This is a genomic window from Pseudomonas sp. zjy_15, assembly GCF_043101865.1.
Lineage (GTDB): Bacteria > Pseudomonadota > Gammaproteobacteria > Pseudomonadales > Pseudomonadaceae > Aquipseudomonas > Aquipseudomonas putida_Y.
In genome coordinates, this window is the sequence record NZ_JBICII010000034.1 from 1 (window position 1) to 19,150 (window position 19,150).

General features: G+C 63.9%; 13 protein-coding genes. 7 read left to right on the forward strand and 6 right to left on the reverse strand.

Features of this window, described 5'->3' with window-relative positions; genetic code table 11:
* Positions 1–119 precede the first annotated feature (119 nt).
* The gene (locus ACF8EF_RS05990; protein ID WP_392460673.1) at positions 120–2,663 is read right to left on the reverse strand and encodes an HWE histidine kinase domain-containing protein; all 2,544 of its coding nucleotides are present in this window, start codon (positions 2,661–2,663) and stop codon (positions 120–122) included.
* Between the two features lie 225 nt (positions 2,664–2,888).
* Here ACF8EF_RS05990 and ACF8EF_RS05995 point away from each other — a divergent pair, with 225 nt between their 5' ends.
* Positions 2,889–3,506, forward strand: coding sequence for a dTMP kinase (locus tag ACF8EF_RS05995; RefSeq protein WP_176684165.1), 618 nt, complete (start codon positions 2,889–2,891; stop codon positions 3,504–3,506).
* Between the two features lie 40 nt (positions 3,507–3,546).
* On the opposite strand, the gene ACF8EF_RS06000 is transcribed toward ACF8EF_RS05995, so the two are convergent.
* Positions 3,547–3,987 carry an Lrp/AsnC family transcriptional regulator gene (locus ACF8EF_RS06000; RefSeq protein WP_021784634.1) on the reverse strand — a complete coding sequence of 147 codons (441 nt, stop codon included), beginning with the start codon at positions 3,985–3,987 and terminating at the stop codon, positions 3,547–3,549.
* Positions 3,988–4,131: 144 nt separating this feature from the next.
* On the opposite strand from ACF8EF_RS06000, the gene ACF8EF_RS06005 reads away from it, so the two are divergent.
* On the forward strand, positions 4,132–7,179 hold the full coding sequence (locus tag ACF8EF_RS06005; RefSeq protein ID WP_392460674.1) for an aminotransferase class III-fold pyridoxal phosphate-dependent enzyme: 3,048 nt from the start codon (positions 4,132–4,134) through the stop codon (positions 7,177–7,179).
* Positions 7,180–7,256: 77 nt separating this feature from the next.
* Here ACF8EF_RS06005 and ACF8EF_RS06010 read toward each other — a convergent pair whose 3' ends face one another.
* Positions 7,257–8,381 (reverse strand): mechanosensitive ion channel family protein, encoded by a 1,125-nt coding sequence (locus ACF8EF_RS06010; protein ID WP_176684167.1) that lies wholly within the window; start codon positions 8,379–8,381, stop codon positions 7,257–7,259.
* A 98-nt stretch (positions 8,382–8,479) separates the two neighbouring features.
* The gene (locus tag ACF8EF_RS06015) at positions 8,480–8,950 is read right to left on the reverse strand and encodes a MarR family winged helix-turn-helix transcriptional regulator (RefSeq protein WP_103444434.1); all 471 of its coding nucleotides are present in this window, start codon (positions 8,948–8,950) and stop codon (positions 8,480–8,482) included.
* Positions 8,951–9,147: 197 nt separating this feature from the next.
* Between ACF8EF_RS06015 and ACF8EF_RS06020 the strand changes: the two genes are divergently transcribed.
* The 5 genes from ACF8EF_RS06020 to ACF8EF_RS06040 all read left to right on the forward strand — a co-directional run bounded on the left by ACF8EF_RS06020 (position 9,148) and on the right by ACF8EF_RS06040 (position 16,475).
* Positions 9,148–9,978 (forward strand): p-hydroxycinnamoyl CoA hydratase/lyase, encoded by an 831-nt coding sequence (locus ACF8EF_RS06020; RefSeq protein ID WP_103444433.1) that lies wholly within the window; start codon positions 9,148–9,150, stop codon positions 9,976–9,978.
* A gap of 76 nt (positions 9,979–10,054) precedes the next feature.
* Positions 10,055–11,503 carry an aldehyde dehydrogenase gene (locus ACF8EF_RS06025; protein ID WP_103444432.1) on the forward strand — a complete coding sequence of 483 codons (1,449 nt, stop codon included), beginning with the start codon at positions 10,055–10,057 and terminating at the stop codon, positions 11,501–11,503.
* 90 nt (positions 11,504–11,593) lie between these two features.
* Complete coding sequence (locus ACF8EF_RS06030) at positions 11,594–13,477, forward strand: feruloyl-CoA synthase (RefSeq protein ID WP_392460675.1); 1,884 nt, start codon at positions 11,594–11,596, stop codon at positions 13,475–13,477.
* Positions 13,474–14,715 (forward strand): thiolase family protein, encoded by a 1,242-nt coding sequence (locus ACF8EF_RS06035; RefSeq protein ID WP_392460677.1) that lies wholly within the window; start codon positions 13,474–13,476, stop codon positions 14,713–14,715. Before ACF8EF_RS06030 ends, ACF8EF_RS06035 begins: the two co-directional genes overlap by 4 nt.
* Positions 14,716–14,729: 14 nt before the next feature.
* Positions 14,730–16,475, forward strand: coding sequence for an acyl-CoA dehydrogenase family protein (locus ACF8EF_RS06040; protein ID WP_392460678.1), 1,746 nt, complete (start codon positions 14,730–14,732; stop codon positions 16,473–16,475).
* On the opposite strand, the gene ACF8EF_RS06045 is transcribed toward ACF8EF_RS06040, so the two are convergent.
* Complete coding sequence (locus ACF8EF_RS06045) at positions 16,456–17,478, reverse strand: formylglycine-generating enzyme family protein (protein ID WP_176684172.1); 1,023 nt, start codon at positions 17,476–17,478, stop codon at positions 16,456–16,458. The two genes, ACF8EF_RS06040 and ACF8EF_RS06045, sit on opposite strands and share 20 nt — an antisense overlap.
* Positions 17,475–19,139 (reverse strand): arylsulfatase, encoded by a 1,665-nt coding sequence (locus ACF8EF_RS06050; RefSeq protein WP_392460679.1) that lies wholly within the window; start codon positions 19,137–19,139, stop codon positions 17,475–17,477. Before ACF8EF_RS06050 ends, ACF8EF_RS06045 begins: the two co-directional genes overlap by 4 nt.
* Positions 19,140–19,150: the final 11 nt, after the last annotated feature.

Genomic DNA, 19,150 nt, shown 5'->3' on the forward strand with positions numbered 1-19,150 from the left:
CAGGCCGGCGCCGTCCTTTTTCAGGGGCGGCATTGCGCTGCGAAAAGGCCCGTATAGCTGACAGTGATATGTCGGCGTTACGGGCCTTTTCATGACACAAGACTGCCTCTGAATCCCACTCACCCCAGATCAAGCAGGCCTTGCAGGCTGGCCAGAATGGCATTGGCGTCATAAGGCTTGCGCGCGACGGGCACATGCTGCAAGTGCTCGGGAATGCTGATGCCTTCGCCGTAGCCGGTGGCAAAGAGGAACGGAACCTGCCGGCGAACCAGCTCATCCGCTACGGAAATGGAGGTTCCGGTGCCCAGGTTGACATCCAGTATTGCCGCGTCCGGTGTGTGGCTGCCAAGCAGTTGCATGGCTTGGTCCTCGGAGCTGGCGGTGATCACGTCCTTGATTTGCGCATCATTGAGGATTTGCTCCAAGCCTACTGCAATCACCAGTTGATCCTCGAGTATCAGCACACGCAAGCCCGAGCGTGCTGCAAAGGCGCCGCGTTCACGCGCCAAGGGCGTGGCCGGGAGAGCGGTTTCTGCCGCTTCGGCTACGGAAAGGTGCTTGGCCGGGATTCTGAAAAAGCCTTGCAGGCCTTCGGGGTGATATTCCACCGTGCTGGTGCCACCCAGATCGAACGGGATGCTGCGGTCGATCAGCACCGTGCCGAAGCCGCTGCGGCTGGGCGGGCGTACCGTTGGCCCACCACTTTCACGCCAACTGATGGCACAGGCGTGGGTGGCGTCGATTGCCCAGCTCACCGAAAGCTTGCCGCCGGCCCGCGATAGCGCACCATACTTGGCCGCGTTGGTGGCCAGTTCGTGCAGCACCAGCGCCATGACCGAGTACGCGCGCGCATCGAGGATGACGTTCGGGCCCTGCAATTCGATCACGCTGGCAGCCGTGCGATAGGGCGAAAGCTCGGCCTCCAGCAGGTTCGTCAGGCGCCCGCCACCGTCACCGCGCACCACCTGGTCGTGGGCCAACGACAATGCCTGGATACGCCCTTTCAGCGTTGCCACATAGTCCTGCAGGGTCTGGCTCTCCGGGGTCGGATGGGCAACCAGCGCACCAATCAGCGACAGGATGTTCTTGACCCTGTGGTTGAGCTCTTCGTTGAGCATGCGCTGGCGTACTTCAGCCTTGGCGCGTTCACTGGCGAGCAGCTCGCTGTTGTGCAGCACCACTTCTACGATAGCGGTACGGATGGCATCGCCAAACTGGCGGTCCTGCTCGGTCCAGGGTAGCGACTGCTGGTGAACGGTTTCTTTCCAGATGGCGAAGCTTTTGCGGGGCGTCAGGCGGTCGCCCAACGCGCCGCTGTCATAGGTCTTGTTCGGGTCCCCGGCCCAGTCGAGTGTCTCGACCACCTCCTTGCGGAAGAAGATCAAGTAATCCCTTGGGTGTTGCGACATCGGGATGATCAGCACACCCGACACATCATTAAAATACGCCTGGGCCGACGGGAGCACTGTCGACAGGCGATTGGACGCCCAGATTCGGCCTTCGCTGACCATGTCTGCCAGGCGCAGCAGATCAGGCACGGCCGTTTGGGGCGGCGCCAGCCCTGCGCACGACCAGCGGCCTAGCAGCGACATGCCGATGCCGTCGCAGGGAATCAGCGACATCAACCGGGGCAGGCGTGCATGGAAGAACCCATCAATGTCCGCCGTCTGATTGGCGTCGCGCAGCAGGCTGTCCAGCGCTTTGTGGATGCGCACGGCGGCTTCGAGTTTTTGCCGGCTACGCAGGGTCTCGATATGCAGGGAGAAGAACTCACCGAACATTTCGGCGGCCACACGTTGCCCCATGGCCAGCGTGCGCGGTGCGTAGTGATGGCAGGCAATCATTCCCCACAGCTCGCCGTTGACGATGACTGAAATCGACATCGAGGCGCCCACGCCCATGTTGCACAGGTATTCGCAATGGATCTGCGAGACGCTGCGCAGGTGCGCGTAGGACAGGTCGAGTGGTTCGCCCGAGGGGTCGAGCACCGGGTTGATGGCGACCGTTTTGAACTGGGCGTCGGAGATTACCCGGATCGGGTTGCGCAGGTAGAGCGCGCGGGCCTGCTGGGGGATATCGGAGGCAGGAAAATACTGGCCCATGAAGCTTTCGAGGTCACCACGCTTGGCCTCGGCAACCACCTTGCCGGCACCGTCTGCTCCCAGCTGGTAGATCATCACCCGGTCGTAACCGAGCACCGCCCGGACAAAACGGGCGGCGTCGCGGAACAGTTTGCTGGTCTGGTCGATTTCGCGCAGTTGGGCAATCAGCGTGCGGGCCAGCTCGATCGGCTCGGCGATGCTCGCGCCGGCGGGTTCGAATTCGAGGATTGCCGTGCCTTTGTACAAGTGGGCGGCGATGTCGACGGCCTCGCCGTTGGGCAGCGTCACGCCAAAACTGAGCGCGGGCCGCGAGGCGTCCCGGGTGCGGGCAAGTGCATTGCGAAGCGTATGTGTCACTTCATCACCAAGCACCGCGTGCAGTTTCTGACCATTGATATCGTTTGCTACACCCAGCACTTGTGGGGCGTTGACCGAATGGCGCAGCACCACGGTCGCCGAGGCATCACAGGCCAGCAGGCAGCCATGGGGCTGGATGCTCCCGGGAATCTGGATGGGCTCCCGGTCGCAGTTGGTCAGGTTAACTTGGGGGTTGTAGGTCATCGGCCCGTGCCTGTGGGTAAGGGGAGGCGGGCAGCAGGTCCGCCATCGTCCGTCAGCCTAGCAGGCATTGAACGCCTTGGGGATGGTGGGCCGCTCCATTCCCAGGGCGGTGCGCTGCTGCTGATCAGTCAGCTTTGGAGTACAGATGTGCTCTTGTCGAGAATCGCTTGAAGGCAGCTGTGATCAATGGTCTCATCCCGCGCTTGAGCCAACTGGTATTGCAAGATGAACCGCCCACTGTTTATTTCCATCGATGGGCCCAAGGGTACCGGCAAGACCACGCTGCTGGAGGCCGTCACTCAAGCGTTGCGGCTGGACGGGAACAAGGTGATCCGCCTCTGCGAAAGAAAGAATGACCCTCACCGTGGCGAGACCATGGCCCTGGTCAACCAGCTTTCCAGAAGCCCTTGCCAGGACCTTGAGTTCAAGGTTTGCGAGCGCTTCGCTGAAAGCCGCGCCTGGATTTCCCGGCATGTACTGCCCAGGCAGCCCGCTGACAGCATCATCCTGATTGATCGCTGGTACCCCTCTGACGCTGCGTTTCGCCGCACAGTGCCGTTTGACAAGATCCTGCGCCTGAACCTCGAACGGAACGTGCAAGTACCCGATCTGCATGTTGGGGTGGTCACAACGCCTGAAACCTCATGGGCAAGGGCCGCGGCGCGCACACGTGGGCTGGGCAGTACGGTGATCCATAACCTGGATGAACAAATTGCCTGTACCGAGGCGTTCGAGCGTGCGGTTGCGGAGCAAGGCTGGGTGCTGTGCCGCAATGAAGGGACTGTCGACGAGGCAACGCGGCAGGTCGTTCGCGAGATTCAGGGCGTGCTTCGACACCTGTGAGGCAGGGGCGAGTACGGCCTGAATACTGCCTTTGCAGGTATCAGGCGCCCTGCCGGTCGATGTCACGGCGCAGGACTACCGACGTGGTGATGTCATCCACCGATTCGTGACGTGCCACGTTGTCGCGTACCTGGTTGAGGTCGTCGATCGTCCGGGTCTCCACTTCAACCACCAGGTCAAGCTGACCGCTCACCGACGAAACCCGCCGTACGCGCGCGTCCGTTGCCAACTGGTCGAGCAACCCCATGGCAGGCGTGCGCTGCAACGTCACCAGCAAGATGGCGCGTATGACGTTGGCGTCTATTTCGCCGATGTCAGCGCGATAACCGCGAATGATCCCGCTGCGTTCAAGGTTGGCTACCCGCTCGGTGGTGGCGCTTCTGGAAAGGCCTATGCGGCCGGCTAATGCCTTGAGCGCAATGCGCGCGTCCTTTGACAGTACCTCAAGAATTTCACGATCTTTAGCGTCCAGATCACGCATTCCACCCCCTTGATAAGCTTGCCGTCATTATGCCGGCCGGTACCGGCATAATGCCTGTTGCGCCCGACCGTATGCAGGGTGTCCGTTTCGGCGGCGCATGACAAGCTATTGCAAAAACAATTCGCGCGCTCGGAACCTGATGATATGACAGACCTTTCCCACCCGGCACCTCGGTTTTCGGCAAGCGATGCAGAGGGCCTTGCAAAAGATTTCTTCGATGTCACCGGCACTGCAACGCCCCTGGATGGGGAACGTGATCGCAATTACCGGCTGGATACGGGCGTAGATGCAGGCTGGATACTGAAAATCGTCAATGCCAGCGAGCCCAGGGTAGAAAGCGAGTTTCAAACCGCGCTACTCGATCACCTGGCCGTGCATGGCGCGCATTTGGGCGTGCCACACCTGCGGGCCAGCGTGACTGGCGACTACCTGCCGTCTGTGGCCAGCAGCACCGGTGAAAAGCACGCTGTGCGCCTGGTCAGCTGGCTGGCTGGCACGCCACTTGCCAAGGCCAGTCGTTCCATGGCGCTGATGAGAAACTTCGGCCAGGCACTCGGTGAACTTGACCGTGCCCTGCAGGGCTTCATGCACCCGGGCGCAGTCCGTGACCTGGACTGGGACTTACGCCACGCTGCGCGTTCCCGCTCGCGGCTGCACTGCATCAAGGCCCCTGATCGCCGGGCCATTGCCGAGCGCTTCATCGCCCGGTTCGAACAGACTGTACAGCCGAAGCTGGCGTCCCTTCGGGCCCAGGTGATCCACAACGACGCCAACGACTGGAACATCCTGGTCGATGCCGAAACGGCCGGTAACGTGACTGGCTTCATCGATTTTGGCGATGCCGTGCACACCGTTCTGATTGCCGAGGTCGCGATCGCCAGCGCCTACGCCATTCTCGACATGGACGACCCGATCGGCGCTGCAGCTGCGCTGGTGGCCGGCTTCCATGAGAAGTACCCGTTGCAAGCGCAAGAGCTTGATGTGCTGTTCAACCTGATTGCCATGCGCTTGGTCATCAGCGTCACGTTCTCCGCTTCCCGGCAGGACCAGACCGACGACAACCCTTACCTGGCGATCAGTGAAGCGCCTGCCTGGCGTCTACTGGAGCAGCTTGATTCGATGAACCCACGGTTGGCCACCGGCATTTTGCGCAAGGCCTGTGGTTTCGATGCCATCGAAGGTGCGGGGGAAGTCCGCCGCTGGATCGCCGACAACCACAAGTCGTTTGCCGACCTGGTGCGCCCGTCAGCCGCCATTCTCGACAAGGTCATCGCGCCGTTTGGCGATGCCAGCCATGAGATGACCATCGCCTCGGCCCAGCAGCGCCCTGCAGATGCGACGCGGTGGTGGAATGAATTCTCTGTCGCGCACAAGGTGCCGCTGGCCATCGGGCCATGGGGCGAGTTACGTGCCATCTATACCGACAGTGCCTTCGAGTCTCGCTTCATCAAGGGGCAGCACCGTACCCTGCATATCGGGGTAGACCTGGTGATGCCAGCGGGTACGCCGCTGTACGCACCCATCGCCGGAACCGTCAGAAGCGTCGAGGTCGAGCCAGGCCCGCTGGGTTATGGCGGCCTGGTGATGCTTGAGCATACCCCACCCGGTTGCCCGCCCTTTCTGACACTCTGGGGGCACATGGCCCACGAGGCGCTCAGCCGTTTGCAGGCCGGTGACAAGCTTGAAGCTGGCGACCTGGTCGGCTACATGGGCAGCGATCACGAGAATGGCGGCTGGATTCCCCACCTGCATCTGCAGGTGGTCACCGATACCCGGCTGAGCGCGTGCGAGGTCATTGGCGTGGGTGAGCCAGCGTACCGCGACACGTGGGCCGACCTGTTCCCCGATGCTTCGGCCCTGGCCGGTATCCCGCCAGAGACCTACAGCCAGCAGGGGATGACCAAGGCCCAGATCATTGCCAGGCGCAAGGAACTGCTGCTACCCAACCTGTCCATTTCGTACACCGACCCGATCAAGTTCGTGCGCGGGGATGGCGTATGGCTGATCGACAACTTCGGGCGGGCCTACCTGGACTGCTTCAACAACGTCTGCCACCTGGGCCATGGTCATCCCGACGTGGTCGAAGCCTTGACCCGCCAGGCTGCGCTGCTCAACACCAATACCCGCTACCTGCACGACAACATCGTCGAATACGCCGAACGCCTGACCGGCACTTTGCCAAAGGGCCTTTGCGTAGCGTCCTTTGGCTGCTCGGGGAGTGAGGCCAACAGCCTGATGCTGCGTATGGCGCGCAACTACACAGGCAGTGATCAGGCGATCGTGCTGGACTGGGCCTACCACGGCACCACGCAGGAACTGATCGATCTGAGCCCTTACAAGTACAAGCGCAAGGCGGGCAAGGGCAGGGCGGCGCATGTTTACGAGGCCGTAGTCCCGGACAGCTACTACGCCCCCGAGCACTGGCCCGTGGAAGCGCACGGCAAGCGCTTTGCCGAGTCGGTGGCAGAGCAGCTGGACGCCATGCGCAAGGCAGGCAAGCGCCCCGGTTTTTTCATGGCCGAGTCGATCCCGAGCGTGGCGGGGCAGGTGTTTTTGCCCGAACACTACCTCAAGGAGGTGTACGCCATGGTGCGAGCCGAAGGTGGGCTGTGCCTGGCCGATGAGGTTCAGGTGGGGTTTGGCCGGGTCGGCAGCCACTGGTGGGCATTCGAGACCCAGGGCGTGGTCCCGGATGCCGTCAGCATGGGCAAACCCATGGGTAACGGCCACCCGATGTCGGCGGTAGTGACCACGCGCGAGGTTGCCGATGCTTTCAACAACGGCATGGAGTATTTCAACACCTTCGCCGGTAACCCGGTGTCATGTGCGGTAGGCCTGGCGGTGCTCAATGCAATCGAGCGCGACCAGTTGAAAGAAAACGCCTTGAATGTCGGCCATTACCTGCTCGATGGCTTGCGCAAGCTTCAGCAGCAATTCGACGTGATTGGTGATGTGCGCGGGTTGGGCCTGTTTCTCGGCGTCGTGCTGGTCACCGACCGCCAGTCGAAGGCGCCAGCCACGGCTCTGGCCAGAAAAGTGGCGGATGGCGCCCGGGAGCGCGGCGTGTTGATCGGCACCGAAGGCCCGCATGACAACGTGCTGAAAATGCGGCCCTCGATGATTTTCAGCCGGGCCAATGCGGACTTCCTTCTCGAAGTGCTGAAAGACAGCTTCATCGCGGCGCTGAAATAGCGTTCAGGGCGGGCAGGGCGCGTCCATGAGCACGCCCTGCGTCGCGCCTGTCTGGCGCTCTGGGCAAGTTGACAGATTCAAGCCCCTCTGAGGCCCAGGCCTTCGCGGGCCTGGCCATGCAGGCCGGAGGCTTCTGGCAATGCCGTGACCTTGATCGCACGCACCGGCACGGCGAACTTGGCGCCGATTTTCGAAAACCGCTCCAGCAGCCTGAAGTTGATCGCCTGCTGAATGTCCATGTACAGGTTGTAGCCTGGATCCTGGACGATGTAGACACACTCGAACTCCAGCGCCTCTTTGCCGAAGCCGCGCAGGTGAGCGCGATCGAAACGCGCCTGCTCCTGGGTCTTGATGGCGTCTTCTACGATGCCTGGCGCTTTCTTCACAGCCTCGGTGGGCGTGTCGTAGGAAAGCCCGAACTCGAACACGATGCGACGTTCCTGCAGGCGCTTGTAATTCTGGATGGTGCTGCTGATCATGCTGGCGTTGGCCATGACGATCTGTTCGCCGCCGAGGCTGCGGATGCGTGTGGTTTTGAGGCCGACGTGCTCAACGGTGCCCGCCAGGGGCCCGATGACGATGAAGTCACCGATCTCGAACGGCTTGTCCACGGCGATCGACAACGAAGCGAACAGGTCGCCAAGGATATTCTGCACAGCCAGCGCCACTGCGATGCCGCCCACGCCAAGGCTGGCGACGAAGGCGGTGATGTTCACCCCCAGGTTCGACAGCATCGCCAGCACCACCACAGACCACAGCAGTACCCGCGCGCCCCAGGCCGAAAGGGTAGCCAGCGCGCTGCCCTGGTTCAGGCCGTCGGTGCGGTGGCGGGCGAAGTAGCGGCTCAGACCCAGGCCGATGGCGCGGTTGGCCCACAGGCCAATCTGCAGGGCCGCGACCACGAACCACAGGCTGCTGACCCTGCTCAGCCAGCGCTCGGGCAGGTCGAGCATGCTCAGCCCCACCAGCAATGAGGCCAGTAACAACAGAAAGTTGCTGGTGCCGGAAAGCACCTTGGCCATTACCTGGCTCAATGGGCCTTCGTGTTCGGACCACCGCCGTATCCGGCGTATCAGGAAGCTGATTGCGGCACGGGCGACCAGGAAGGTCACGATGGCGACTGTCAGCGCCACCAGCAGATTGAGAATGGAGATGCCAAATACGGTGGTGTCGCTGAAAAACGCGATGATGCGGTCGTTCATGAGTACCTCGCCTCTGGGTTGATTTGCCAAGGTGCTTTCTTGGGACGTCAAAGAGGCGCTACAGGTCGATCGGATTTCACCACGCTGGGCAGACGGAGTCAGTCTCTGTAGATTTTTTTCAATAACCGCAACAGTTCAGTCCTCTCGTCATCCGACAGGTTGGATGTCGCCTGGTGATCGCTGTCAGCGGCGATGTGCTTTAACTCCTTCAACAGGGCTTCGCCCGATTTGCTCAGGAAAATCCCGTACGAGCGCTTGTCCGGTTTGCACCGCACGCGCACGGCCAGCGCGCGCTCTTCCAGTTTGTTCAGCATTGGCACGACTTGCGGCGGTTCGATAGCCAGCGCACGCGCCAGGTCGGCCTGCATCAGCCCGGGATTCTGGTCGATGATCGCCAGGGCGGAAAATTGTGCCGGGCGCAGGTCATGGGCCGAGAGCCGAGCGATAAGGTTCTGAAACAGCTTCAATTGCGCGCGTCGCAAGGCGTAGCCGATCAAGTCTTCAAGCACCCCTTCTCCCACAGGAGCAGCCACGCAAGCGTCGTCGGTAGTACGGGCAGACCTAGCCATCAGGGTTCATGCTCCTCGATCATGGGTAAGAAAGTTACCTATTTTGCCTATCCTTCTGCGATCCGGCTAGTGCAGGTCGGGCAAAAAGGCAGCGCGCTAATCTTGGCACAAAGATAATTTTGTTAATGGTTAATTGACATAACTAATTTGACCCGTTAGCGTGAGCCCATCACCCCGAACAACAAGAGTGCAGAACCATGAGCAAATACGAAGGCCGCTGGACCACCGTGAAGGTCGAACTGGAGTCGGGCATCGCCTGGGTGACCCTCAATCGCCCGGAAAAACGCAATGCCATGAGCCCCACCCTGAACCGGGAAATGGTCGACGTGCTGGAAACCCTCGAGCAGGACGCCGACGCTGGCGTGCTGGTACTGACCGGTGCTGGCGAGTCCTGGACCGCGGGCATGGACCTGAAGGAGTACTTCCGCGAGGTGGACGCCGGCCCGGAAATCCTCCAGGAAAAAATCCGTCGCGAAGCCTCGCAATGGCAATGGAAGTTGCTGCGTCTGTATGCCAAGCCGACCATCGCCATGGTCAACGGCTGGTGCTTCGGCGGTGGCTTCAGCCCACTGGTGGCATGCGACCTGGCGATCTGCGCCAATGAAGCGACCTTCGGCCTGTCGGAAATCAACTGGGGCATCCCGCCTGGCAACCTGGTCAGCAAGGCCATGGCCGATACCGTTGGCCATCGTCAGTCGCTGTACTACATCATGACCGGCAAGACCTTCGATGGCCGCAAGGCTGCCGAGATGGGCCTGGTGAACGACAGCGTGCCGCTGGCCGAGCTGCGTGAGACCACCCGCGAGTTGGCGCTGAACCTGCTGGAAAAAAACCCGGTGGTGCTGCGCGCCGCGAAGAATGGTTTCAAGCGCTGCCGCGAGCTGACCTGGGAACAGAACGAAGACTACCTCTACGCCAAGCTCGACCAGTCTCGCCTGCTGGACACGACAGGTGGCCGCGAGCAGGGCATGAAGCAGTTCCTCGACGACAAGAGCATCAAGCCAGGCCTGCAGGCCTACAAGCGCTGAGTCGCACCGCGGGCGGTGGTGCGCCGCGCCAAAGCCCGCGGGTATTTCTCTATAACGACAACAAAGAGGAATGAGCATGTTGCAGGTGCCTTTGCTGATTGGCGGGCAGTCGCGCCCCGCCAGTGATGGACGAACCTTCGAGCGCTGTAACCCGGTGACCGGCGAGGTGGTGTCGCAAGCTGCTGCCGCCACACTGGCTGATGCTGATGCCGCCGTGGCTGCTGCCAGCGCGGCGTTTCCGGCCTGGGCCGCCCTGGCGCCGGGCGAGCGGCGCAGCCGCTTGCTGGCAGGTGCTGATCTGTTGCAGGCGAGGGCTGGCGAGTTCATCGCCGCTGCCGGTGAAACCGGGGCCATGGCCAACTGGTATGGCTTCAACGTGAAGTTGGCCGCCAACATGCTGCGCGAGGCAGCAGCCATGACCACGCAGATCACCGGTGAAGTGATCCCCTCGGACGTCCCGGGCAGCTTTGCGATGGCCCTGCGCGCGCCTTGCGGCGTGGTGTTGGGCATCGCGCCGTGGAACGCTCCGGTGATATTGGCCACGCGTGCCATTGCCATGCCGCTGGCCTGCGGCAACACCGTGGTGCTCAAGGCTTCGGAGCTGAGCCCGGCGGTCCATCGGCTGATCGGCCAGGTGCTGCACGATGCAGGCATCGGCGACGGCGTGGTCAATGTCATCAGCAATGCGCCGCAGGATGCACCGGCCATCGTCGAGCGGCTGATCGCCAACCCTGCGGTCCGCCGGGTCAACTTCACCGGCTCGACGCACGTCGGGCGCATTGTCGGCGAACTGGCGGCCCGCCACCTCAAGCCAGCGCTGCTCGAACTGGGCGGCAAGGCGCCTCTGTTGGTGCTCGACGATGCCGACCTGGACGCCACGGTCGAAGCGGCGGCCTTCGGTGCCTACTTCAACCAGGGGCAGATCTGCATGTCCACCGAGCGCCTTGTGGTGGACAGCCGTATTGCCGACGCCTTCGTCGACAAGCTGGCGGTGAAGATCGCCGGGCTGCCTGCAGGTGATCCGCAGGCCAGCACGTCAGTGCTCGGCTCGCTGGTCAGCGCAGCGGCCGGCGAGCGCATCAAGGCACTGATCGACGATGCCGTGGCCAAGGGCGCGCGCTTGGTTTGTGGCGGCCAGCTGGAGGGCAGCATCCTGCAACCGACCTTGCTCGACAACGTCGATGCCAGCATGCGCTTGTACCGCGAGGAGTCCTTCGGCCCGGTGGCGGTGGTCCTGCGCGCCGAAGGCGACGAAGCCTTGCTGCAGTTGGCCAACGACTCGGAGTTTGGTCTGTCATCGGCCATTTTCAGCCGCGACACCAGCCGCGCCCTGGCCTTGGCCCAACGGGTGGAGTCAGGTATCTGCCATATCAACGGCCCGACCGTTCACGACGAAGCACAGATGCCGTTTGGTGGGGTCAAGTCCAGCGGCTACGGCAGCTTCGGCAGCCGCACGGCCATCGATCAGTTCACCCAGTTGCGCTGGGTCACCCTCCAGCACGGCCCGCGTCACTATCCCATCTAGCCGCTGCAGGCCCAGGCCACCGGCAAGATGACCGCCGCCCGTAATACCGGGCGGCGGCAGGATGTACAACAAGAACGAGGAGCAACCTGCGTGAATAACGAAGCCCGCTCAGGGTCGACCGACCCTGGCCAACGTCCGCGCTACCGCCAGGTGGCCATCGGGCATCCCCGGGTGCAGGTCAGCCACGTCGACGACGTGCTGCGCATGCACCCTGTCGAGCCACTGGCGCCGCTGCCGGCGCGTCTGCTTGAACGCCTGGTGCACTGGGCCCAGGTGCGTCCGGACACCACCTTCATCGCGGCACGTCAGGCAGACGGTGCCTGGCGTTCGATCAGCTACGTGCAGATGCTCGCCGATGTGCGCACCATCGCCGCCAACTTGCTAGGACTGGGCCTCAGTGCCGAGCGCCCGCTGGCGCTGCTTTCCGGCAACGACATCGAACACCTGCAAATCGCCCTCGGCGCCATGTATGCCGGTATTGCCTATTGCCCGGTGTCGCCGGCCTACGCGCTGTTGTCGCAAGACTTCGCCAAGTTGCGCCATGTCTGCGAGGTGCTCACCCCCGGAGTGGTCTTCGTCAGCGACAGCCAGCCGTTCCAGCGCGCCTTCGAGGCGGTGCTGAACGATTCGGTCGGCGTGATCAGCGTGCGTGGCCAGGTCGCAGGTCGCCCCCATATAAGCTTCGACAGCCTGTTGCAACCGGGTGACCTGGCGGCGGCCGATGCGGCTTTCGCCGCCACCGGGCCGGACACCATCGCCAAATTCCTCTTCACCTCGGGCTCGACCAAGCTGCCCAAGGCGGTGATCACCACCCAGCGCATGCTGTGCGCCAATCAGCAGATGCTTCTGCAGACTTTTCCGACGTTCGCCGAGGAGCCGCCGGTGCTGGTGGACTGGCTGCCGTGGAACCACACGTTCGGCGGTAGCCACAACCTCGGCATCGTGCTGTACAACGGTGGCAGCTTCTACCTCGACGCCGGCAAGCCAACCCCACAAGGCTTCGCCGAGACCCTGCGCAATCTGCGCGAGATTTCCCCCACGGCCTACCTCACCGTACCCAAGGGCTGGGAGGAGCTGGTCAAGGCACTGGAGCAGGACCCCGCGCTGCGCGAGGTGTTCTTTGCCCGCATCAAGCTGTTCTTCTTTGCCGCCGCAGGCCTGTCGCAAAGCGTCTGGGACCGGTTGGACCGCATTGCCGAGCAACACTGCGGCGAACGCATCCGCATGATGGCCGGCCTTGGCATGACCGAAGCTTCGCCATCGTGCACCTTCACCACCGGGCCTTTGTCGATGGCCGGCTATGTCGGGCTGCCGGCACCTGGCTGCGAAGTGAAGCTGGTGCCGGTGGGTGACAAGCTCGAGGCGCGCTTCCGTGGCCCGCATATCATGCCAGGCTACTGGCGCTCGCCGCAGCAGACCGCCGAGGCGTTCGACGAGGAGGGGTTCTACTGTTCGGGTGACGCGTTGAAGCTGGCCGATGCCAGGCAGCCCGAGCTTGGCCTGATGTTCGATGGCCGTATCGCTGAGGACTTCAAACTTTCGTCCGGGGTATTCGTCAGTGTCGGGCCGCTGCGCAACCGCGCAGTGCTGGAGGGCTCGCCTTACGTACAGGACATCGTGGTCACCGCGCCGGACCGCGAATGCCTGGGCCTGCTGGTGTTCCCACGCCTGCCCGAGTGCCGGCGGCTGGCCGGGCTGGCAGAGGATGCCAGCGATGCCCAAGTGCTGGCCAACGACACGGTGCGCAGTTGGTTCGCTGGCTGGCTGGAGCGATTGAACCGCGATGCCCAGGGCAACGCCAGCCGTATCGAATGGCTGTCGCTGCTGGCCGAGCCGCCGTCGATCGACGCTGGTGAAATCACCGACAAGGGCTCGATCAATCAGCGCGCCGTGCTGCAGCGGCGCGCCGCTCAGGTCGAGGCGCTGTACCGTGGCGAAGACCCCGACGCATTGCACGCCAAGGTGCGGCCTTGAGTGCGGCCGGGCTGTGCACCGTCTTCGAGGACACGGCCATCGTCCAGATGGTGCGTACGCCCTGGATCGACCTGGGTGGCGCATTGGCTGCGATCTCGCCCATCGACCTGGGCATTCAGGCCGGCCGTGCGGTGCTGGCACGTGCAGCTGCCACCCCTCAGGCGGTAGACAGCGTGCTCGCTGGCAGCATGGCCCAGGCCAGCTTCGATGCCTATATGCTGCCACGCCATGTCGGCCTCTACTGTGGCGTGCCGCAGGCGGTACCGGCACTGGCGGTGCAGCGTATCTGCGGCACGGGCCTTGAACTGTTGCGTCAGGCCGGTGAGCAGCTGCGCAGTGGCGCCCGCCAGGTGCTGTGCGTGGGCGCGGAGTCGATGTCGCGCAATCCGATCGCGGCCTATGAACACCGGGGCGGTTTTCGCCTGGGTGCGCCGGTCGGGTTCAAGGACTTTCTCTGGGAAGCCCTGTACGACCCGGCTGCCGGTGTGGACATGATCGGTACTGCGGAAAACCTGGCCCGTGCCCATGGCCTGGCGCGTGAAACGGTGGACGCATGGGCCCTGCGCAGCCATCAGCGGGCCCTGCAAGCCCAGGCGCAGGGCTGGTTCGACGAGGAAATCGTCAGCGTCACCGCGCAGGCATTAGAGGCAGAAGGCTGCCAGCCACGCGGCATCGCATTGCCGCGTGGCGTGAGTGAGGTCAGCCAGGACAGCCACCCACGGCCTACCGATGCGGCCGCACTGTCTAGGCTGCGCCCGGTGCACGCCGGTGGCGTACAGACGGCAGGCAACAGTTGCGCGGTGGTCGATGGTGCGGCAGCAGCCTTGGTCACGCGCTACTCCGATTGCACTCATCCGCCTTTGGCGCGTTTGCTGATGGCCACGGCCGTTGGCGTACCGCCCAGCCTCATGGGCATCGGGCCGGCGCCGGCCATCACCTTGCTGCTCGAACGCAGCGGCCTGCGCCTGGAGCAGATCGACCGCCTGGAAATCAACGAGGCGCAGGCCGCCCAAGTGCTGGCGGTGGCCCAGGCGCTTGAACTCGATGTAGACAAGCTCAATGTCCATGGCGGCGCTATCGCCCTCGGCCACCCACTGGCCGCTACAGGCCTGCGCCTGGTCCACACCTTGGCCCGTCAATTGCGCGACGGCAACTTGCGCTATGGCATCGCGGCGGCGTGCATCGGCGGTGGCCAAGGCATGGCGCTGCTGATCGAAAACCCCCATTTCATTGCCTGACCCGGAGGTATCCGATGACCTGGAAGGCGCCCCTGCGCGACATGCAGTTCGTCTTGCAACACTGGCTGCGGGCCGATCAGGCCTGGGCGCAATTACCGGCGTACGCCGACGTCGACCTCGACCTGGCGGCCCAGGTACTGGAAGAGGCGGCCCGTTTCTGCGAGCAGGTGCTGGCCCCTTTGAACAGTTCGGGCGATCGTCAGGGCTGCCAGATGGCGGGCGGGGAGGTACGCACCCCGGACGGATTTCCGGCGGCTTATCGCGCCTATGTCGACGGTGGCTGGCCGTCCCTGGCATGCGCCCCGGCGCTTGGCGGCCAAGGGCTGCCGCTAGTGCTGGAGGCGGCCTTGCAAGAGATGCTGTTCGGCAGCAACCATGGCTGGGCCATGTACACCGGTATTGCCCACGGCGCCTACCTGTGCCTGAAAACCCATGCATCCGCCGCGCTGCAGGCGCGCTATCTGCCGGGCATCGTCAGCGGTGGCACCTTGCCTACCATGTGCCTGACCGAACCCCAGGCCGGCAGCGATCTCAGCCTGTTGCGCTGCCGCGCCGTGCCCTTGGGCGACGGTAGCTACGCGGTCAGTGGCAACAAGCTGTTCATCTCTGGCGGCGAACACGACCTGACCCGCGACATACTCCACCTGGTGTTGGCCCGGTTGCCGGATGCGCCGTCCGGCAGCCGCGGGCTTTCGCTGTTGCTGGTGCCCAAATGGCTGGAGGATGGCCAGCGCAATTCGCTGTACTGCGACGGCCTGGAACACAAGCTGGGCATCCGTGGCAGCGCCACCTGCGCACTACGCCTGGAGGGCGCCCGCGGCTGGCTGGTGGGTCAGCCCCATGGTGGCCTGGCGGCGATGTTCGTGATGATGAATTCCGCGCGGCTGCATGTTGGCTTGCAAGGGTTGGGGCATGCCGAGGCAGCCTGGCAACAGGCCCGCGACTATGCCCTGGAGCGGCGTCAGATGACTGCCCCGGGGCGGGCCAAGGGAGGCGCCCAAGGCGCCGACCCGATCCACCTGCACCCGGCCATGCGGCGGGTCCTGCTGGAGTTGCGGGTGCGTACCGAGGGGATGCGCGCGCTGGCCTACTGGACGGCCCAGTGGCTGGATATCGCCGAAGCCGCCGTCGAGCCTGCACAACGGGCGAAGGCCGCGACATTGGCGGCGCTGCTGACGCCCATCATCAAGGCGGCCTTCACCGAGCAGGGGTTCAGCCTGGCAAGCCAGGCCCTGCAGGTGTTCGGTGGCTATGGCTACACCCAGGAGTTTGCCATCGAGCAGACCTTGCGCGACAGCCGCATCGCGATGATCTACGAAGGCACCAACGAGATACAGGCCAATGACCTGATGCTGCGCAAGGTATTGGGCGATGGGGGGGACGGTTTCGCCCTGCTGTTGTGTGAGTTGCGTACCGAGGCCGCTGCGGACGCTGGCGCAGCTGCCACCGCGTTGGGCAGTGCGTGCGATACGCTGGAGGCAGCGCTGGCCAAGGTGCTGTCGATGACCGCGGGCGATCCCGAATTTCCGTTCCGCGCCGCAGGCGACTTCCTGCAGTTGTGCGCAACGGCGCTGCAGGCCTTCGCCTGGGCCCGCAGCGCCCGTTGCATCCAGGTGTTGCCAGAGGGGTCGGCGCAGCGCCGGGAAAAGCAGGAAAGCGTTGGGTTCTTTCTCAGCTACCTGCTGCCCGACCTCGACCGGCAGGTGGCGGCCATCGACGCGGCCGCCACGCCGTTGCCATTCATTGCCGAATCGTTCTGAAACCCACGTGCGAGGTCGTCATGAACACCGGCTGCGGCTGGCGTGCCGAGGGGCGGTAGCGCATGCAGCGGTCCGCCGAACACAGGTGCGAGCCGCCTTTGATCACCGCCACCGGCACGCCGGGGTCTGCCGGGTCGAAGCTGTCACTCAGGGCCGGGCCTGAGGGGTCGAGCCAGGCGTCGCGCTGTGCGTCATGGCCTGGCCGATAGCCCGTGCGAGTCAGCTCCCAGACATTGCCGCCGGCATCGAACAGGCCAAAGCCATTGGCCGGGAAGCAACCCACGGGCGATGTACCGGTAAAGCCATCCTTTGCCGCATTGCGATAGGGGAACTGGCCCTGCCAGGTATTGGCCATGAGCTTGCCCTTGGGCTGCTCGGTGCTACCCCAGCTGAAGTCGGCATCGGTCAGGCCACCGCGCATGGCGTACTCCAGCTGCGCCTCGCTGGGCAGTTCGCGGCCTGCCCAGCGGGCATAGGCCTGGGCATCTTCCAGGGCGACCTGCACCACCGGATGATTGTCCAGCCCGACCAGGCTGCTGCCCGGCCCTTGCGGGTGTCGCCAGTTGGCGCCGGGCACGAACTGCCAGCCGGGGCTTAGCACGTCCGCACCCTGATGAAACACCATCGCACCCGGAACCCGCAGCGCGTCGGGCAGGGCAGGGTCGTCCTCGATACGGGTACCGCGCTCGGCATGGGTGACATACCCGGTGGCCTTGACGAAGCGCGCGAACTGGGCGTTGGTGACCGGATGCACGTCAATCCAGAAGCCAGACACCTTGGCAGGGTGAGGCGGGCCTTCTTCGTCGTAAAAGCGGCTTGAACCAAAGCTGAACTCGCCGCCTGGGACATGCACCATGCCGTCTCGCCAAGGGCCTTGGCGCTGCGCGGGCAGGCCGCTGTAGCCCGCACACAGCAGCGCCGGCGCCGGGGCCTGTGGCCACAGTGCATAGGCGGCGAGCAGGCCGGCGGCGAGTGCTGCGCAGCCGGCTGCCCGAGCGATCATTGCTGCTTGACCAGGATTGGGCTGGCCGGACGGCCGTCGGCATCGATCGCGATGTTGCCGCGCTGGGCATAAGCCTTCCAGTCGCGCAGCATCAGCGCCACCTGCTCGGGGTGCCCTGCGCCGATGTCGTGGTGCTCGCCAGGGTCCTTGTGCAGGTCATACAAGTGCCAGCTCGGCTTGCTGTCGGTGGCATCCCACACCAGCTTCAGTGGGCCCTTGCGCAACGAGGCGCTGCCGTTGATTTCCCAGCCCAGGGCTTCGTCATGGGCGTGGATCTGGCTGTCCTTGCCTTGCAGGTAGTTCAGCGCCGATGTGCCTTGCGGCGGCACGATATCGCGGTTGCGGTAGTTGACGCCGGGCATCGGCGCACCGGCCAGTTGCAGCAGGGTCGGCATGATGTCGCGGACGCTGGCCAGCTCTTCGCTGCGGCCGGCCTTGATGGTGGCCGGGTAGTAGACAAAGGCCGGTACGCGGATGCCCCCCTGGTAGGTGGTCATCTTGTAGCGACGGCTGGGCAGGGCACTGACCTGGGCCCAGGCCGAGCCGATCATCAGGAACGAATCGCGGCGGCCATAGTTGTCCAGACGGTTATCGAAGTTTGCCTTGATCCACTCGGGATCGACACGGGTGGCGTTCTCCGGACCGTTGTCGGACATGAACAGGATCATCGTGTTTTCCAGCTCGCCGGTCTTGCGCAGGTGTTCCACCAGGCGCCCCACCTCGGTGTCCAGCGCTGTGACCATGGCGGCGTATACCTCCATGGTGCGTGCGGACTGGCGTTTTTGTTCATCGCTCAGCGATGCCCAGCTCGGCACGCCTTCCAATTGTGCTTGCAGGGGGAAGTCGGCGGGCACCAGGCCGGCTTCACGCTGGCGCTTCAGGCGTTCGTGGGCGATGACTTCGTAGCCTTGGTCGTAACGGCCTCGGTACTGCGCCAGGTACGCATCCGGCGCCTGCAGCGGCCAGTGCGGCGCGGTATAGGCGGCAAAGGCGAAGAACGGTTTGTTGCTGGCCTTGCCTTGGTCGATCGCGTCGATCAGGCGGTCGGTGTACCAGGTGGTGGAATAGAAGTCGTCGGGCAGCGCGATCGGCTCGCCATTGTGGCGATAGGTGGCGCTGTAGTTCGACTGCAGGTCCATATTGGCCTGCTTGAAGTGCGCCGCGCCGCCTTCGAGCAGCACATAGGCCTGGTCGAAGCCGCGGTTGTGTGGCTGCTGGGCCGGTTGCATGCCCAGGTGCCACTTGCCGGCGATGTAGGTGCGGTAGCCGGCGTCATGCAGCAGTTCGGCGAGGGTCGCGACATTGGCACCGAGCACGCCTTCGTAGCCGGCGCGAACCTCTGCACCGGCCGGCAGGCGCTTGCGCGTCTCCGACATCATGCCCAGCCCGACCAGGTGCGGGTCGTTGCCGGACATCAGCATCGCGCGGGTCGGCGAGCAACTGGGCGCCGCGTGGAAGTCGAGCATCAGGCGGCCGTCAGCCAGCAGTTTGTCCAGGTTGGGCGTCTGGATTTCGCTGCCTAGGGCCGACAAATCGGAAAAGCCGAGGTCATCAGCGACCACCAACAAAATGTTTGGTTGTTTAACGGTTGGTGCGGCCATGGCGTGGCTGGCACCGAGCATGAGCACGCCGAGGGCGGCAAGGGGGCGGAGGCAATTCATGGGGGGACTCT

Excerpts from the sequence above, each read along its gene's own strand:
- ACF8EF_RS06005 (WP_392460674.1), top strand. The coding sequence starts at position 4,132 with ATGACAGACCTTTCCCACCCGGCACCTCGGTTTTCGGCAAGCGATGCA.
- ACF8EF_RS05990 (WP_392460673.1), bottom strand. The coding sequence starts at position 2,663 with ATGACCTACAACCCCCAAGTTAACCTGACCAACTGCGACCGGGAGCCC.
- ACF8EF_RS06050 (WP_392460679.1), bottom strand. The coding sequence starts at position 19,139 with ATGAATTGCCTCCGCCCCCTTGCCGCCCTCGGCGTGCTCATGCTCGGT.
- ACF8EF_RS06025 (WP_103444432.1), top strand. The coding sequence starts at position 10,055 with ATGTTGCAGGTGCCTTTGCTGATTGGCGGGCAGTCGCGCCCCGCCAGT.
- ACF8EF_RS06040 (WP_392460678.1), top strand. The coding sequence starts at position 14,730 with ATGACCTGGAAGGCGCCCCTGCGCGACATGCAGTTCGTCTTGCAACAC.
- ACF8EF_RS06000 (WP_021784634.1), bottom strand. The coding sequence starts at position 3,987 with ATGCGTGATCTGGACGCTAAAGATCGTGAAATTCTTGAGGTACTGTCA.
- ACF8EF_RS06010 (WP_176684167.1), bottom strand. The coding sequence starts at position 8,381 with ATGAACGACCGCATCATCGCGTTTTTCAGCGACACCACCGTATTTGGC.
- ACF8EF_RS06015 (WP_103444434.1), bottom strand. The coding sequence starts at position 8,950 with ATGGCTAGGTCTGCCCGTACTACCGACGACGCTTGCGTGGCTGCTCCT.
- ACF8EF_RS05995 (WP_176684165.1), top strand. The coding sequence starts at position 2,889 with ATGAACCGCCCACTGTTTATTTCCATCGATGGGCCCAAGGGTACCGGC.
- ACF8EF_RS06045 (WP_176684172.1), bottom strand. The coding sequence starts at position 17,478 with ATGATCGCTCGGGCAGCCGGCTGCGCAGCACTCGCCGCCGGCCTGCTC.
- ACF8EF_RS06020 (WP_103444433.1), top strand. The coding sequence starts at position 9,148 with ATGAGCAAATACGAAGGCCGCTGGACCACCGTGAAGGTCGAACTGGAG.